Here is a 15,815-nt window from a genome sequence, read left to right on the forward strand (position 1 = left end):
GCCGCCGACATTCGACCCGCTGGTAGAGTCGCCCGTCCAACAATCGACACGCGCGGCGATCACACCCAACGGTTGTCGGAGGAGCTCGTGGACCTGGACCTCGGCGCGGTGCGCGCCTTCGTGGCCGTCGCGGACGACCGGTACTTCGGCGACGCGGCCGCCCGGCTCGGCATCAGCCAGCAGGCGGTGTCGAAGCGGATCGCCAGGCTGGAGTCCGACCTCGGCACGGCCCTGCTGCGCCGCACGCCGAACGGCGCCGAGCCGACCGACGACGGCGCGTCCTTCCTCGTGCACGCCCGCGCGGTGCTCGCGCTCGCCGACCGGGCGGTGGAGCTGGTGCGCAGCCGGCACCGGGCGCTGCGGGTGGACGTGCTCGGGACGCGGCTCGCGCCCGTCGAGATCGTCCGGGCGTTCCACGAGACCGTGCCGGACGTGGGCATCGAGATCCTGCGGTCCGGCGGGCTGGCGGGCGCGCTGCCCGCGCTCGCCCGCGGGACGCTCGACGCGTTCTTCGGCCGCGCGGTCGGGGACCTCGGCGGCGTCGAGGCGCGGCCCGTCCTGCTGGAGCCGATCCACGTCCTGGTGGGGCGCGGGCACCCGCTCGCCGCGCGCGACCGGGTGCCGATCGCGGAGCTGGTCGGCCCGCCGCTGTGGGTCCCGGGCGCCGCGCGGGCCGACACCGAGTGGGCCGACTTCTACCGCGCCCTCACCGCCGAGTTCGGCGTGCGCATCGACACGTCCGGTCCCGACTTCGGGCTGGACGCCATGGTGGAGCGGACCGCCGCGTCCCGGGAGCTGATCACGTTCGGCGTCGGCGAGAAGATCCGCGTGCCGTGGCATCCCGGCGTCGTGCAGCTCCCGGTCGTCGACCCCGCCCCGGTGTACCCGTGGTCGCTGCTGTGGCACCCGCGCAACCGGCACCCGGTGCTGCCGCCGCTGCTCGCGTTCGCCCGCGAGGGCTTCCGCCCGTTCCGGCCCGGCCGCGAGTGGCTGCCGGAGCCCGACCGCGCCGCCTTCTCCGTCCCGCCCTCATGATCGGCTGTGTCAGCATGGTGGCGATGGAACAGACGGACCTCGTTCTGGAACTCCTGCACGACGTTTTCGGCGCCGACCTCGTCGGCGCGTACCTGCACGGATCGGCCGTGCTCGGCGGGCTGCGGCCGCACAGCGACGTGGACGTCCTGGCGGTCGTCCGGCGGCCCGCGGCGCGGGCGGAGCGGCGGGCGCTGGTCGCGGGGCTGCTGCCGGTCTCCGGGGGCGCCGCGCGGCCGGTGGAGCTGACGGTGGTCGTGGAGACGGCCGTCCGGCCGTGGCGGTACCCGCCGGTGTGCGAGTTCCAGTACGGCGAGTGGCTGCGGGACGAGTACGAGCGCGGCGCGGTCCCGGCGCCGGAGCCGAGCCCCGACCTGGCGCCGCTGATCACGATGGCGCTGGCCGGGGACGCGCCGCTGTTCGGCCCGCCGCCGTCCCGGGTGTTCGCCCCGGTGCCGCACGCGGACGTCGTCCGGGCGATCACCGGGAGCGTCCCCGGGCTGCTCGGCGAGCTCGACGGCGACGCCCGCAACGTCGTCCTGACGCTGGCGCGCGTGTGGGCGACGGCCGCCACCGGGGAGATCATGCCGAAGGACGCGGCGGCCGCGTGGGCGCTGCCCCGGCTGCCCGCGGAGCACCGTCCCGTCCTGGCCCGGGCGCGCGCGGTCTACCTGGGCGAGGAGGACGAGCGCTGGGACGACCTGCGCGCCCGGCTGCGCCCGCACGCCGAGTACGTCGCGGCCGAGATCGGCCGGGTGTCGCCCTAGGTCCCCCACGTCATGCGCCCGCCGCGCCGCGGGGGCGGAGCCGCCGGGCGAGCAGGCGCAGCGCGCCCGCGGCCAGGCCGGTGAGGAGCACGGCGTGCACGGCGAAGCCCGGGGTGCGGACGCGCGCGCTCAGCCCGGCGCGCGGCGATCCGGCGGACGCGCGCCCGGTCGCCCTCCCCCGCCACGACCACGCACACGTCCGGGACCGCCGCCGCGATCTCCGGCAACCCTGCCCGACCGCACCCGCCCGCGTACGGACCGTGGTCGCGGGGTAGAGGGCGGTCGTGAGAGGACCCGCCGCGGCACCGGCCGCGCTGCTCGCCGCGACGCTCGCCCTGGGGGCCTGCGGCGGGGACGGCCCGGACGCTCCCGGCGCGTCCGGCACCGCGGAGACCCTCACCGCGCCCGGCACCACGCCCCTGCCCGTCACCACCCCCGCCGGCGGCGCCCTCGACCGGGCGGCCGCGACCGCGCTGAAGGCCGCCCCGGGCACCGTGCTGACGTCCGTCGAGCGCGAGGGCGACGGCTGGGAGGTGCGGCTCGTCGCCCCGGACGGCGCCGAGCGCGAGCTCACCGTGGACGGCGCGGGCACCGAGGTCGTCCGCGACGAGCCCGAGCCGGAGGACCGGGCCGACCGGGAGGAGAACCTGCGGCGCGTCCGGCGCGCGAAGCTGGACTACCGGGACGCCGCCGACGCGATGCGCGCGACGGTCCCCGGCGCCCGCGTCACCGAGCTGGAGCTCGACGAGCGGCGCGGCGCGCTCGTCTGGGAGGGGGACGCCGTCGGCCCCGACGGCGCCCGCCGCACCGTCGAGGTCGACGCCCGCACCGGCCGCGTGCTGCGGCGGTGACCCCGGCGGCGCGCCGCCGGGGCCCGCTCACTCGAACTCCGTGCCGCCCTTGCGGGTGAGGTAGCCGGGCGAGACGAACTTCGCGATCGCCCGCCCGCCGGTCACCGGGCTGCGGCGCCCCGCGGCGGGCCGCACGACCAGCCCCTCCCGCAGGTGCTCCGCCTTCCCCGACACCGTCTCGCGCCCGCTCGCCAGCTCCATCAGCAGCGCCTCGTCGTACCCGCCCTCGTACAGGACGGGCGCGGCGGGCAGGCCCGCGTCGGCCAGCACCCCGGCCAGCTCCGCCGGGTCGAGCCAGCGCACCGCGCCGTCCTCGCCCGCCACCGCGACGTCGAACGCCGCGTACCCGGGCTCGGCGGCGCCGTAGTGCAGGTCCTGCACGCGGCGGCCGTACACCTCCCCGAACAGCCCCACCCGGGACGCGCCGAACCGCTCCGCGATCTTCGCCGCGGCCTCGACGGCCCCGTGCGCCTCGAGCGTCCGCCAGTACAGGTTCTCGCCGTCGCGGACGAGCGCCAGCGACTTGCCGCCGAACCCCTTCGAGGACACGAACGGCTCGCCGTCCGCGAGCGTGAGCAGGCACGCCGTCCCGTGGATCTTCTCCGTCGCCACGACGGCCTCGCCGGGCTCGAAGATCGTCGGGTACCGCTTGACGTCTTCGATCTCTATCCACCTGATGAGATCGGGGGCGGGCACCACCTCGCCCGCCATGTGCACGGGGATCGGCGGCACCCACTTGACGATGCCGAGTTCGTCGGCGAAGTTCCGCCCCTCGGCGTGGGCCGCGGCGAGGTCCGTCCCGTCGAGGGCGCGCGGCCGGCAGACGATGCCCTGCGACAGCTCGCCGCGCAGCCGCACCGCCTTCACGCGGTTCCGGGCCGAACCGGCGAGCTTCCCGGTGAGCCCGAGCTCGCCGATCAGTTCGTCCGGGAGCACCGACCCCTCGGGGATATAGACGGCCCAGTCACCGGTCGCGTACCGGCCCTTCTGCACGACCGCCCTGTACAGCCCCACCTGCGCGAGTTCCAGTGCGTCGGCGTTGTCGTGCGGAAGGACGGTCAGCCGTTCGGCCGTCACGCGCAGCGTCGACATCGGCATTCCCCTTTCCCGTTTTCCGGGCCAAGAATGGCAACCCGCCACTCCCCCAACAACCCATTTACGGCATACGCCCCACGCCGCCGGCCCGTCCGGCCGCCCGGGCGCCGTCACTGGCCGCCCCGGCCGGTCGGCCCGCACCCGCCGCGGGCGAGCGCACCCAGGCGGCGAACGCCTCGACCGTGTCCACGACCGCCTCGAAGCGCAGCGAGTGGAACAGGTCGAACGCGTGCTGCGCCCACGGCAGTTCGGCGTAGACGACCGGACGGGTGCTGGCCTCGCGCAACCGCGCGGTGAAGTCCCGGGCGCTCTCCACCGGGACGATCGTGTCCCGGTCGCCGTGCACCACCAGGACCGGCGGCGCGTCCGGCCTCAGGTGGCCCGTCGGCGACGACTCTTCACCTTTGCCGAAGTAGGGGCCGTAGTAGCCGTTGAGGACGATGACCCCGGTGACCGACGTGTCCGCGTCCTCGAATCCGGGCTGGAAGGCGGCGTCGCCGGGCGTGAGGCCGGCCAGGAGGGACAGGTGCCCGCCCGCCGAGCTGCCCGAGACGAAGAGGGTCGCCGGGTCCGCGCCGTACTCCCGCCCGTGGCGGCGCACCCACGCGATCACCTTCTTCAGGTCGACCAGGTGGTCGGGGTGGCCCGCGGCCGGGCGCAGCCGGTAGTTCGCGCTGACGACCACCCAGCCCTGGCTCGCGAGCCGGTGGACCAGCGGCATCGACTGCGTGCTCTTCCTCCCCTGCCGGTACTTGCCGCCGTGCAGGTGGATCAGGACCGGCGCGCCGCCCGGACGCGAGCGGTGATGGTAGACGTCGAGGAGGTTGCGCCGCCCGGCATCGCCGTACGCGATGTTGCGCGCCTTCGCCACCGAGCGGGGGCGCACCCGGAACGGCATCGCCAGGATCCGCGCGTACGGCCGGCGCCGGCGCAGCGCCGCCGCGAGGTCGGGGGCGACGGCGGCGCGCCACCCGTCCCCGAGGCCGTCGTCCAGGGCCCGCCGGAGGACCGGGGCCGAGCGGTGGCCGCGCACGGCGATGACGACGAGGCCGATCGCGACCAGCGCCGCCGCCGTCCAGCCGGACGCGCCGAGATCGCCGGACGCGGCCGTCATCGCCGTGGCCGACGCCAGCAGCGCCAGGCCGAGCTGGGGGATCTCGTTGATCCCCAGATTGAGGACGAAGCCCGCCTCGGCGAGCCCGGCGGGGCGCCGCAGCGGCCACAGGGCCAGCAGGGCGGGCACCCCCACGACGACCAGCGTGATCAGGTATCCGAAGGTCACCGGCGCATCAACTCCCGACTGTCCGTGCCGCGGGCCGGTTCTCCGGCGCGGCCTGCGCGACGACTGTCGCGCCCGGACGGCCGTCCGCACATCCGCCCCCGGACTCCCCCGCCCCCGACTTTGGTAGGGGCCGGGGCGGGCGCGTCCACAAAAACCGGTAGGCGAGGAACGCGAACATTGCGACTATTCCCGGGTGACCAACACTCTTGAGCGTCTCGTCGTGCGGCATGCGCACCGGGTGCCCGTTCCGGACGGCCCGGCGGGCGCGGGCGGCACGGCCGCGCGGCGGTTCGACGCCGCGCTCATGTCCGCCGGGTTCAAGCTGTCGGGCGACCTGCTCGACGCGCTGTCGGGCCTCGCCGGGGACGCCGTCGACGGCCTCGCCGGGCGGGTGCTGCCCGTCGTGCGGGAGATGGTCGGCGACCACGTCCGGCACAACGTCTACTTCCGGGACTTCCCGCACGGCGTGCCCGACACCCTCGACTTCTGGGTGTCCTGCCTGGTGGGCGCGCTCGCCGACCCCGACGCGAACGTCGAGATCGTGAACGGGTCGCTCAACCTCCTGTCGCTGCCGAAGTACGGGAAGTACCTCCACACCTACGAGGAGATGCTGGCGGCGCACGACGAGCTGGTCGCGGGCGCCGGGGACCGGCTGACCGTCCTGCACGCGGGGCGCCCGGTGGACGCGGAGGCCGAGCGGCTGTTCCTGGCGCTGGCCGGGAGCGCCACCCCGCTCACCGAGGAGGAACTCGACGTCCTGCGCGAGCTCGCCGCGCACTGCACCGACGCGGTCCCGGACGCGATCCCCGTGCGGGAGAACCGCGCCCTGATCAACCGGGTGCGGGTGGCCGAGGGCGGCGACCTCCTGCTCGACACGGTCACCGACGTCCTGCGGCTCGCGTGCGCGCTGTCGCTCGGCGACGTCACGCTGGCGGAGCCGACGGAGTTCCTGCTGACCCGCCGCGAGCGCCGCGCCCTCCTCGCGGGCCTGGACGCGGTCGTCCGCGACAGCCCGGCGAAGCTCGGCGACGTGGCCGCGCACCGCGAGCGGTGGAAGCGCCTCGGCGAGCGCCTGCACCCGCACGAGTACCCGCGGTGGCCGCACGCGCGGGACGTCTTCGCGGTGGCGCGCGGGGAGAAGAAGGCGCCGTCGTTCGCCGGCCGGGTCGAGGCCCTGCTCGGCGCGGGCGACGTCCCCGGCGCCGCGAAGCTCGCCGCGAACGCGCCCGGCGTGCTGTTCCGGTCGCTGGACCGGCTGCTGCGCACCGACCCGGACGCCTCCGGCGCGGTGCTCGACGCCGCCGAGGGCGCCGCCGGGCAGGTGTCCGGCCGGGTGCTGCTGTCGGTCCGCGAGCACCTGCTCAACCGGACGAGGAAGGCGAAGGGCACGCGCGTCTTCGCGAACCGCACGGGCCGCGGCGTCGCCCTCCCCGACACTCGGCCGCCGCTCGACCCCGCCGCGTTCCGGCGGCTCAAGGACCTGCTCGACGACGAGGTCCGCAGGCGGCTGCCCGCGCCCGCGCACCTCGTCGTGGACCCGGCCGTCCTCGACGTCGCGCTGCCCCTCAGCGGGAAGGCGACCGCGAGCGGCCTGGGCGTGCTGCCCCGCGGCTCGCTCTCGCCGGTCGACGGGGAGCTGCTGCGGTTCTTCATCTACTGGAAGCAGCGCGAATACCGCACCGACTACGACCTTTCCGCGCTCATGCTCGACCGCGACTACGGGAACCCGCAGTGGCTGTCGTACACGTCGCTCCGCAAGGTCGGCGGCGAGCATTCCGGCGACATCACCGAGGCGCCGGACGGCGCGTCGGAGTTCATCAACCTGTCGCTGCGAAAGGTCAAAGCGTCGTTCGTCATCCCGCAGGTCAACGTCTATTCGGGTGAAGGGTTCGACGACGTCGAGGAATCGTTCTTCGGGTTCATGGTGCGCGACGGCGAGCAGGCGGGCCGTCCGTTCGAGCCGCGGACCGTCCGGATGAAGTCCGACCTGCGCGGGCCCGCCCGGGTGGCCCTTCCGCTCGCGTTCGTCCGCGGCAAGGAGGGCGACTGGCACGCCAAGTGGATGCACCTGCACCTGCGCGGCGGGTTCGCGTTCAACACCGTGGAGGGCAACCGGGTGACGACGGCGGCGCTGACCCGCGCGGTCATCGAGCGCCGCTACCTCACCGTCCGGTACCTGGTCGACCTCATGGAGCCGCGGCAGCTCACGGTGCTCGACGGGGTTCCGCTGCCGGACGAGCCCGTGACCTTCGTCGGCCTCGACCGTCCCGACGGCCTCCCCGAGGGCTCGAAGGCGTTCACGCTGCGAAATCTGCGCGACCTGATCCCGGCGTGACTGTTAGAATCGTCGCGGCGAGGCCATGAAAGGGCTTCCTTCTCACAACTCTGCAAAAGTTAACCCAGCCCTTTCGCTTTCCTCCCGCGACCGAGGCCACGAGGGTGCTTCCTTCTGATGCATGGCCCGAAGGGGCCAGTGTCTCAACCCAGTGCCTTCGCTCTCCTCGTCGAACGGGCGCCGCTCACCGCGGCGCCCGTTTCCTTTTTCTCCCACATATATGCCCACATGCTTTTCGGTGAGGCCATGGGAAAGATTTCTTCCCACACCGCTCTGATCCTCACTCTTTCCGCTTTCCTTGCCACCCGAAAGGGCGGCGCCCGTCTCGCTCTTCCGCGGTCGGTCAGCCGCCGATCCGGGCGAGGTGCTGCCGGACGGTCCGCAGCGCCGGATCGTCCGGCCCGTGCAGGCGCTCGAGGTCGTCGGCGAGGCCGTCCAGCACCTCGACGGCGCCGTCGGTGCGGCCCGCACCGTGCAGCAGCAGGCCGATCTTGCGGCGCAGGTCCAGCACGCGGGCGTCGTCGGCGCCGTGCAGCCGGGTCTGATCGGCGACCAGGTCGTGGAGCTCGGCGAGGGCGCGGTCGGCCTCGCCGCCGAGCGCGTGGCAGGTGGCCTCCTGCAGCCGCAGCGACAGGACGTTCTCGGCGTCGGCGCCCTCGCGGCGGGCCACGTCCTCGGCGAGGGAGTGGAACGCCGCGGCCGCCGACCGGTAGTCCCCGCCCTGGAACAGGGCGTCCGCGTGGTCTCGGCGCAACGCCATGACCTCGGGGTGGCCGGTGCCGAGGGCGCTCTCCGCCCGGTCGCGGGCCTCGCCGAGCATGCTCGCCGCCTCGCCGAACCGGGAGTCGCGGGCGAGCCGATCGGCGCGCCGCCGGGCGCGGGCGACGTCGCCGAGGTCCAAGTCGCCGCCGGCCGGCGCCGGTCTCGGGGCGGGCGGGACGGCCGGGGCCGGCGTGTCCGAGGTGCGGCCGAGGACGTCGGCGTACATGCGGGCGGGGCTGCGCCCGGCGCGGACCGCCCCAGGAAGCTCCCGCATCAAGGCGTGCGGGAGCAGAGCGTCGTACACTTCCTCGGCGGACGCGGGGCGGGCCTCGGGCTGCTTGGCGAGGAGGCGCTGGACCAGGGCGTCCAGGTCCGGCGGGACGTCCGCGCGGAGGCTCCGGACGGGCTTCGGCTTCTCGTAGACGTGGGCGTGCATGAACGACACGTTGTCGGGGCCTTCGAACGGGCCCCGGCCGCCGAGCATCTGGTACAGGACGCAGCCGAGCGAGTACAGGTCGCTCGACGGTCCGGAACGCCCACGGAACTGTTCGGGCGCCATGTACGCGAGGGTGCCGAGCATCTGGTCGGTGCTGGTGAGGCGGGACCGCTCGTCGGCGTCCAGGGCGACGGCCAGGCCGAAGTCCAGGACCTTCACCGCACCGTCCCCGTCGACCATGAGGTTGGCCGGTTTCAGGTCGCGGTGCACGAGCGTCTTACCGTGGGCGTAACCGAGGACGGCGCAGACCTGCGCGGCGATCGCGGCGGCCCAGCCGATCGGCAGCGGGTCGTGCTCGGCGACGAGGTCGGCGACGTTGACGCCGTCCACCAGTTCCATCACCAGGTAGAGGCGCCCCTCGAACGGGCCTGACTCCACCTTGTCCGCGTCGTAGAGGACGGGCACGCCCGGGTGCGCCATCCGCGCGGTGAGGCGGTACTCGCGGCGGAACCGCCTGATCAGTTCGTCATCGCCGTCGACCCGGACGAACTTGACGGCGACACGCCGCCCCAGCCGGGTGTCGGTGGCCCCCCACACCTCCCCCATCCCGCCCTTGCCGATGTGGACGTGATCGAGTTCGTACCTGCCGGCGATCGTCGTCACGCCGGTATTCAATCGTCCCGATGGGCTCTTTGACCAGCGGGGTCCGCGTTCCCGACTCTCATGGTCGGGGACGGTGCATGCGCTGCAGGGTGCCCGCGGAGCAGAGCGCGTCGACGTGCTCGGCGGCGCGCACCGGCGCGGTGCCGCCGCGGACGAGGAGGCCCGCCTCGATGTTGTCGTGGACGCCCGACTGGGTGAGGTTCGCACTGGAGACGAGCAGTTCGCGGCGGTCCGCCACGGCGATCTTCGCGTGCAGCCGGCCGGTGTCGTCGGGACGGCGGTCGACCGGCCAGTGCCACAGCTCAACGCCGAGCCCGTGGAAGGCGGCGGCGGGCTCCGCACCGGAGATCGCGCTCCCGGCGCCCTGCAGGGTCTCCACGACGACGCGGACCCGGACGTTTCGCGCGACGGCGGAGGCGAGGGCGGCGCGCAGCGGGGCGTAGCGGCGCGCGGAGTACGTCATCAGCAGCAGCTCGTGCCGGGCACGGCCCACGACCTGGGCGAGGACCTGCGCGGTGGCGCGGACCGGAACGGCGTGGCCGGTGGGCCCGCTCCACACCATGTCCACCCGGACCGCCGCCTCCCGGTGCGCGAGCGCCGTCGCCATGCCCCGCAGGTACGCGGCGACGTCCCCGGCGGGGAGGCGGCGGGCGGCGTCGGTGATGCGCGCGGCCGCGTCGGCGAACTCGGCGCCGAACCCGGCGGGGGCGAGCCCGGCGCCGTCCCGCTCGAAGCGGGCGGCGAGGGTCCGCAGCCGGGACGGTCCGAGCCGGGCGGCGTCGTCCCCGACGGCCGCGTCGAACCGGTCGAGCGGAGTCATCACGGCACGTCCGGGTAGAGGGCCAGGCCGCTGTCGTCAACAGGCACTAGGAAGCGCCGGTCGAGGAACTTGTTGCCGCGCTCGCAGGTCGTCTCGGAAACGAACAGGCAGACGTGGCAGGCCGCGCCGTGCAGGAAGTCCGCTGGGTGCCGCGGGAGCCGCTCGGCGCACAGCGGGTCGGACGAGCAGTGCCGCGCGTCGGTGAGGGCCCGCCGGGTGAGCCGGACGAGCTGCTCCGGTTCCGCGAGCGACACCAGCCCGCCGAGGGTGCCCTCGGCGTCCGGCACGGCCGTGTAGATGAGGATGCCGCCGCGGTGCGGGTCGTCCTCGGTGCCGGAGTAGATCCGTTCCGACAGGCTCGCCGAGCTGTACCCGCACTCCAGCGAGATGGTGCGGATCAGCAGGTGGGAGAGGGTGTGCAGCGCGATGAAGCGGGCGCCGGGCCAGTGCGCGGTCTCGTCGAAGTCGGCCATGGACGCGATCCGGTCGGAGTACCGGTTGCGGCGGTGCCGCGCGTACGCCTCGCGGTGCGCCCTGAGCGCGTCGGAGTCGGCGACGCGCTTCTCCCAGTCCCGCAGCAGCTCCTCGGGGACCCGCAGGAAGATCCCCTCGCCGCGCACCTCGCTGGCGGGCACCCATTCCGGGTTGCCACGGGCGAGCTTGACGAGCTCCACCAGCTCCGGATCGTCGGGGTCGGGGGCGTCCAGCCGGGTGAAGCCGATCAGCGCCCGCACCTCGCGGAGCCGCTCGGCCTGTACGACGTCCGAGAAGACGCCGCCCAGCTCGTCCGGTACCCCCGCGGGGTCGCGGCGGAGGGTGAGGTCGGCGTCCGGGTCGGGGGTCGGGCCGGAGAACATCTCCCATTCGGCGGTGCGCAGGTCCGGATATCCCTTGGTCTCCTCCTTGGCGTCGCTCTTCTTCTCAAGGCGGGCCTTGTGCCTTTCGACCGCCTCGGCGAGCTCGTCATCGTCCCACTGGTCGAACTCCTTGAACACCGGCATGTTCTCCCGTAGCAACGGGTACATTTCCACGGCGAACGGGCTGATGACCGTCCAGTACTTCTCGACTTTCGCGTCCAGCGCGCTCGCGCCGGCCCGCGGGACGAACAGCGCGGACAGCGTGTTCGCGAACCACTGGTTGGACGCGCCGACGACCAGCAGCTTCGGCGGACGGCCGCAGCCGCCTGTGTCGAACGTCGCCAGGTGCGGGTGGCGGCCCCGGCAGCGCGGCAGGTTCTCCTCGCCGCGCTTGCCCTGCGCCTCCCGGATGTTGCGGCGCTCCCCGCAGTTGACGCACGACAGCTCGACGTTCGCGCCGAGGTTGCCGCCCCGGTCGTCCATCCGCAGCCGCGGGTGGCTCGCCTTCGGGCACGCGTCGCCGTGGTGCACGAAGAACCCGTACGGGAACTCGTCGAGGTGCCCGTTGGTGCAGGACAGGACGAACCGGGCGGCGACCGCGAGCGGCTTCTTCCGCTTGCACTTGGCGTGGTAGAACCGCGCCTCGTGCGGCCGGTGGATGTTGGTGTTCTCGAACCCGAACACGCCCGAGTCGAGGGCGCCGAGCTCGTTGCACGCCGTACAGCGGAGCCAGCTCGGGAACGGTGTGACCGGCACCCCGACTTTCGCGGCCTGCCCGGTCGGGTCCTTCTGGCTCGGCTCCATCCAGGGCGCCGGCATGAGCTTCTGGACGCTCTTGCCGATGGTGTACTGGACGGCCGCCAGCAGGCGCGGCTCGTTGATCGCCTGCGAGTTCGGGACGTTCTTGTGGCTCCAGTCGTCCAGCCCCTTGACCAGGGCAGAGAAGTTCGGCAGGTCGACGAGGGCGCCGACGCCGCTGGTGAACATCAGGTGGCTCGGACGGACGGTGCCGACCCGGCGGTGGAACAGCGCGCTCCCGGTCATGGTCAGCCTTCCTCGCCGCTCTGGGGGGCTTCGGTCGCGGCGTCCGTGTCGGATTCCGCCGCCCCGAACGTCCACGGAGGCTCGTGGAACGTGGGGGCGAACACGGCGTCGACGCCCGGGAACAGCAGGTTGATCTCGTTCTCGGTCTCCCGCATGGACATGCCGACCGTCATCGTCTGCCAGCTGCCGTTCCCGGCGGGCCGGAGCAGCGCCCGCGTCGTCTGCTTGTTCCTGGTGGCGTCCCGGTAGCCGAGCCGGACCGAGCCGTGCCCCTGCTCCCGTTCCCACGTGTCCAGGACCGTCTGGATCCGCTCCTCCAGGTAGCTTCGCCCGCGCTCGTGGGCGACGGCCTCGGCGCGGTGCAGCATCCGCTCGATGATCACTTGGACGCGCGGGTCGTACCTGTCGACGACCTGCGCGTCCCCGTTGCGGGAGTGCTCCTCCGCGCTGTGCCGGATAGCGGCGACCAGCGCGGCGGCCGTCCCGCGGTCCAGCGACCTGCGCGTGTACGGGGTGACCGACAGCGCCTCCACCTGCCGGTAGAAGGTGGCGTGGTAGTGCTCGAAATCCTCGTAGTGGGCCAGGTCGCGGGGCCGGGACCAGTTGTAGAGGGTGACGACGAGGCCCGGGCGTGCCGCGTCGCGACCGACGCGCGACGACGCCTGGATGTACTCGGCGGTGTTCTTCGGCTGCCCGACCATCACCATCAGCCCGAACCTGGAGACGTCCACCCCGACCTGGAGCATGGACGTCGCCAGCACCACGTCCACCGGCTGCAGCCCGGCGTCCTTGCGGTCGGCGAACCGCTTCGCGAGGAAGTGCATCGGCGCGGCCGTCTTGCGGGCCTTGGAGTCCCGGCTCTCCCGGTAGTAGCGCGCCTGTTCGGCGGGCGCGTCGTAGCGGCGCGCGGACGTGTCGAGTTCGGGGTCGAAGCCGTGCTCCAGCCGTTTCAGCACGTCGCTGATGTCGCCGGACGAGATCCGCGACGTCAGTTCCTGGACGGTGAGCATGCCGCTGCGGGTGACGATCCGGTCCGACAGGCCCCTCGGCTTGCCGCCCCGGCGGACGCGCGTCGTCACGTCGTCGTCCAGGTAGCGGCGCATCCCCGCCAGCTCCCGGGTCGCGTTGAAGTAGCCGACCATCGTCATGTACGGGTCGGCGGGCTTCCCGTACCGGTCGTACAGCGTCTGCCCGGCCAGCAGCAGGATCTCCGCCAGCCGGATCTCCGCCGACTTGATCCGCACACCGTGCGCGCAGACGCCCAGGTAGCGGCGGCCCGGCGTCTGCGGCGTGAGCGGCTCGCGCCGGGAGAAGAACGTGTCGGCGACGTCGGTGACCTGCGGCGGGAACACCGCCAGCTCCCGGCCGAACACGCCGCTGACCTGCTCGCGCGCCCGCTTCGTCGTCGCCGTGGACGCCACGATCTTCGGCCCCGTCCGGCCTTGCGCGTACGGCCACGCGGTCAGCTCCGCGACGGCCGACTCGAACAGCCCGACCGTCGTGCCGAGCGCGCCGGAGATGAGGTGCAGCTCGTCCTGGATGATCAGGTCCGGCGGGCGGAGCCGGGGGACGGGGTTCGCGGTCACCGCGGGCAGCCCGCCCTTGCTCGGGTTGTGCCGACTGGCGCAGTTGGTCCTGTCGTCCAGATCGCCGTGGCGGTAGCCGTGCCGCGGGCAGTGGCTGTGCACCCGCCCGAACAGGATTCCGGCGTAACCCTGCCACGGAAGCTGCGCGAGCTTGTCGACGGTGGCGATGACCAGGCTCGGCGCGTACCGGTAGATCTCCTCGTCGACCGTCAGGATCGGCAGGCCCTCACCGCTCGCGAGCCGCTTCGAGAACGGGCACGCGTCCGTCCCCTCGCCGCGCGGGCAGTACAGCAGGACGCGCCGCCGCTCCTCGTCGATGTCCAGATCCCGGTGGGCCTGCAGCTTCTCCCCGCACCATGGGCAGGCGAGCGTCTGAAGGACGTTCGCGCGGTTCGAGTTCCCGGAGTCGCGGGCCTCGATGACCTGGTCCTTGGCCTGCTCGAACCAGTTCGGGGACACGCCCGCCCCCACCCACAGGCCGATCCGGAACCGCTCGTCGCCCCACACGTCCGGGTCGCGGGCGCGCAGTGTCTCGGCCGCGCACACCAGCGCGGCGGCCCGCTGGAACTGCTGCGCGGTGAGCAGCCGCAGCGTGTACCGCATGAGGACGGCGACGCCGGCGAGGCCGTCGCGGGCGTCCTCTCCGGTGCCGAGGGTGCGTTGCAGCCGCCGGATCGCGAACGTGTACGCGGTCAGGCCGAGGTACGCCTCCGTCTTGCCGCCGCCGGTCGGGAAGAACAGCAGGTCGACCAGGGCGGTGTGGTCGGCGGCGCGCTCGGCGTGCCCCGGGTCGGTGAGGGAGGGCAGGTTCAGCAGGACGAACGCGAGCTGGAACGGGCGCCAACTCGCGGCCGCCGCCCCCCTCGCGTCGATCTCCGCCATGGCCTCCGCGAAGCTCCGCCCCTCCTCGCGCAGCGGGACGAGCGCGGTGCGGCGGCGCTGCAGGGCCATCGCCTCGTTCGCGAACCGGAAGGCCCGGACGGCCTCGTCGTGCCGGGGGCTCGCGGGGTCGGACAGCAGCTCGACGCCCGCGGCGATGCGCTGCGCGGCCCGGCGCGCGTCGTGGACGGCCCGCTGCGCCGTGGGCCGCAGGGGCTCGGGCAGCCCCGGGATCTCGGCGTCCCGCTCGTCGAGCCACGCACGGTAGCCGTCGACGAGGGGCCGCAGCCCCGCCCCGAGCTGCTCCGCGGTGGCCTCGGCGAGGGCGTCCATCCGCAGCTCGACGTCCTCGAGCCCGGCCTTCGGCGCCGTCGTCATCGGCACGTCGTACACCGGCAGCCAGGTGGTCGTGAGCCGGTGCGCGACCCGCTCTCCCGGCGCGACGTCGGCGTGCACGGCCACGTTCCGTCCGCTGGCGTACCGGCGTTCGTGCCGGTAGAGGAGCCGCAGGTGCATCTCCTCGGGGTCGTCGGCGACGGCGGCGAGGCCGTCGGCCGGGTCGTCCACGGGGAGGAACACGGCTTTCGCGCCGTCCAGCGCGGTCACCGTCAGCTCCGGCTGGAACAGCCACGCGGTGTCCTTGCCGCTCGCCGGCTCCGACTGCTGGTTCACGAGCGCGATCTCCGCGACGCGCCGCCCGTCGCGCGCCCGCACCGTGACCGCCAGCAGGACGCCGGGGTCGCTGTCCCGTTCCGCCGTGAGCGGGATCCGGTAGGCGCCATCGGCGTCCAGCCGCACCTCCTTCTCCCGCTCCACCGGCTCGCGGACCCAGACGCGCGGCTTCTTGCCGTCCTCGTCCTCCCGCTCCTGCCGGTCGTACCGCCCCCATTTGGCAGTGACGACGACCGCGTCGACGTCCTCGGGGACGCAGAACGACAGGCCCATGGACGACGCCCAGATGCGCCCGAGTGCCTGCGGGGTGACAACGTCGGGCAGCTCCCCCTCCCGCGCGTCGCCCTGGACCCCGGCCTCGGTGTCGGGCACCTCGTCGGCGTTCTCCAGCACCGACAGGGGCTCGTTCTTCGGGCCGAGCATCCCGACCAGGTACCGCTCCCGCGGCCCCATCGCTTTCGGCGCGAACTCCTCCCTCGGCCCGTCCCACGGCCCCAGCAGGTCTCGGCGGACCAGCTCCTCCAGCTCGTCGCGCACCTCGAACGACGAGCCGTCGGCGAATGACTGCGGGACGTCCAGCGGCGGCACCGGCGGGCCGTCGTCGCCCTTCACCAGCGTGAGCTGCTCGTCGGCGGGGTTGGGGAACAACCCCTCGCTGCTCTCGTTCACGGTGCGCCTCCACCTACGGGGGTCGATGTCGTGTACACGATACACAAGCACATACCTATGACATC

Annotated in this window: 10 protein-coding genes; 4 read left to right on the forward strand and 6 right to left on the reverse strand. The window is 73.8% G+C overall.

Annotation, left to right across the window (positions count from 1 at the left end; translation table 11 throughout):
• The first annotated feature begins 72 nt into the window (after nt 1-72).
• From H505_RS0102930 to H505_RS39550, 3 genes are all read left to right on the forward strand, one after another.
• Nucleotides 73-1,035, forward strand: coding sequence for a LysR family transcriptional regulator (locus H505_RS0102930; protein WP_199747781.1), 963 nt, complete (start codon nt 73-75; stop codon nt 1,033-1,035).
• A gap of 23 nt (nt 1,036-1,058) precedes the next feature.
• Nucleotides 1,059-1,799 carry an aminoglycoside nucleotidyltransferase ANT9 gene (locus H505_RS0102935; protein ID WP_026400768.1) on the forward strand — a complete coding sequence of 247 codons (741 nt, stop codon included), beginning with the start codon at nt 1,059-1,061 and terminating at the stop codon, nt 1,797-1,799.
• A 284-nt stretch (nt 1,800-2,083) separates the two neighbouring features.
• Nucleotides 2,084-2,650, forward strand: coding sequence for a PepSY domain-containing protein (locus H505_RS39550; RefSeq protein WP_051300117.1), 567 nt, complete (start codon nt 2,084-2,086; stop codon nt 2,648-2,650).
• A 27-nt stretch (nt 2,651-2,677) separates the two neighbouring features.
• Here H505_RS39550 and H505_RS0102950 read toward each other — a convergent pair whose 3' ends face one another.
• Together H505_RS0102950 and H505_RS39555 are read right to left on the reverse strand one after the other, a co-directional pair.
• Nucleotides 2,678-3,742 (reverse strand): RNA ligase (ATP), encoded by a 1,065-nt coding sequence (locus tag H505_RS0102950; RefSeq protein ID WP_026400769.1) that lies wholly within the window; start codon nt 3,740-3,742, stop codon nt 2,678-2,680.
• 64 nt (nt 3,743-3,806) lie between these two features.
• A complete protein-coding gene (locus tag H505_RS39555; RefSeq protein ID WP_064743468.1) occupies nt 3,807-5,027 on the reverse strand; it encodes an alpha/beta hydrolase in 1,221 nt (406 codons plus the stop codon).
• A gap of 193 nt (nt 5,028-5,220) precedes the next feature.
• Here H505_RS39555 and H505_RS0102960 point away from each other — a divergent pair, with 193 nt between their 5' ends.
• Nucleotides 5,221-7,362, forward strand: a complete 2,142-nt coding sequence (locus tag H505_RS0102960) for a TerD family protein (protein WP_026400770.1) — start codon at nt 5,221-5,223, stop codon at nt 7,360-7,362.
• A 343-nt stretch (nt 7,363-7,705) separates the two neighbouring features.
• Here H505_RS0102960 and H505_RS0102965 read toward each other — a convergent pair whose 3' ends face one another.
• The 4 genes from H505_RS0102965 to drmA are packed head-to-tail and all read right to left on the reverse strand — an operon-like array spanning nt 7,706 to nt 15,750.
• Nucleotides 7,706-9,223 carry a serine/threonine-protein kinase gene (locus H505_RS0102965; protein ID WP_034516467.1) on the reverse strand — a complete coding sequence of 506 codons (1,518 nt, stop codon included), beginning with the start codon at nt 9,221-9,223 and terminating at the stop codon, nt 7,706-7,708.
• Nucleotides 9,224-9,281: 58 nt separating this feature from the next.
• Nucleotides 9,282-10,043, reverse strand: coding sequence for a DISARM system phospholipase D-like protein DrmC (drmC, locus tag H505_RS0102970; protein ID WP_026400772.1), 762 nt, complete (start codon nt 10,041-10,043; stop codon nt 9,282-9,284).
• Nucleotides 10,043-11,944 carry a DUF1998 domain-containing protein gene (gene drmB, locus H505_RS0102975; RefSeq protein WP_026400773.1) on the reverse strand — a complete coding sequence of 634 codons (1,902 nt, stop codon included), beginning with the start codon at nt 11,942-11,944 and terminating at the stop codon, nt 10,043-10,045. Before drmB ends, drmC begins: the two co-directional genes overlap by 1 nt.
• A 2-nt stretch (nt 11,945-11,946) precedes the next feature.
• Complete coding sequence (gene drmA / locus H505_RS39560) at nt 11,947-15,750, reverse strand: DISARM system helicase DrmA (RefSeq protein WP_034516469.1); 3,804 nt, start codon at nt 15,748-15,750, stop codon at nt 11,947-11,949.
• Between the last annotated feature and the right edge of the window lie 65 nt (nt 15,751-15,815).

Source organism: Actinomadura rifamycini DSM 43936, from assembly GCF_000425065.1.
GTDB lineage: Bacteria > Actinomycetota > Actinomycetes > Streptosporangiales > Streptosporangiaceae > Spirillospora > Spirillospora rifamycini.

Bases quoted from the DNA above. Each gene is read 5' to 3' on its own strand.
- H505_RS0102935 (WP_026400768.1), top strand. From the start codon at position 1,059: ATGGAACAGACGGACCTCGTTCTGGAACTCCTGCACGACGTTTTCGGC.
- H505_RS0102950 (WP_026400769.1), bottom strand. From the start codon at position 3,742: ATGTCGACGCTGCGCGTGACGGCCGAACGGCTGACCGTCCTTCCGCAC.
- drmC (WP_026400772.1), bottom strand. From the start codon at position 10,043: ATGACTCCGCTCGACCGGTTCGACGCGGCCGTCGGGGACGACGCCGCC.
- drmB (WP_026400773.1), bottom strand. From the start codon at position 11,944: ATGACCGGGAGCGCGCTGTTCCACCGCCGGGTCGGCACCGTCCGTCCG.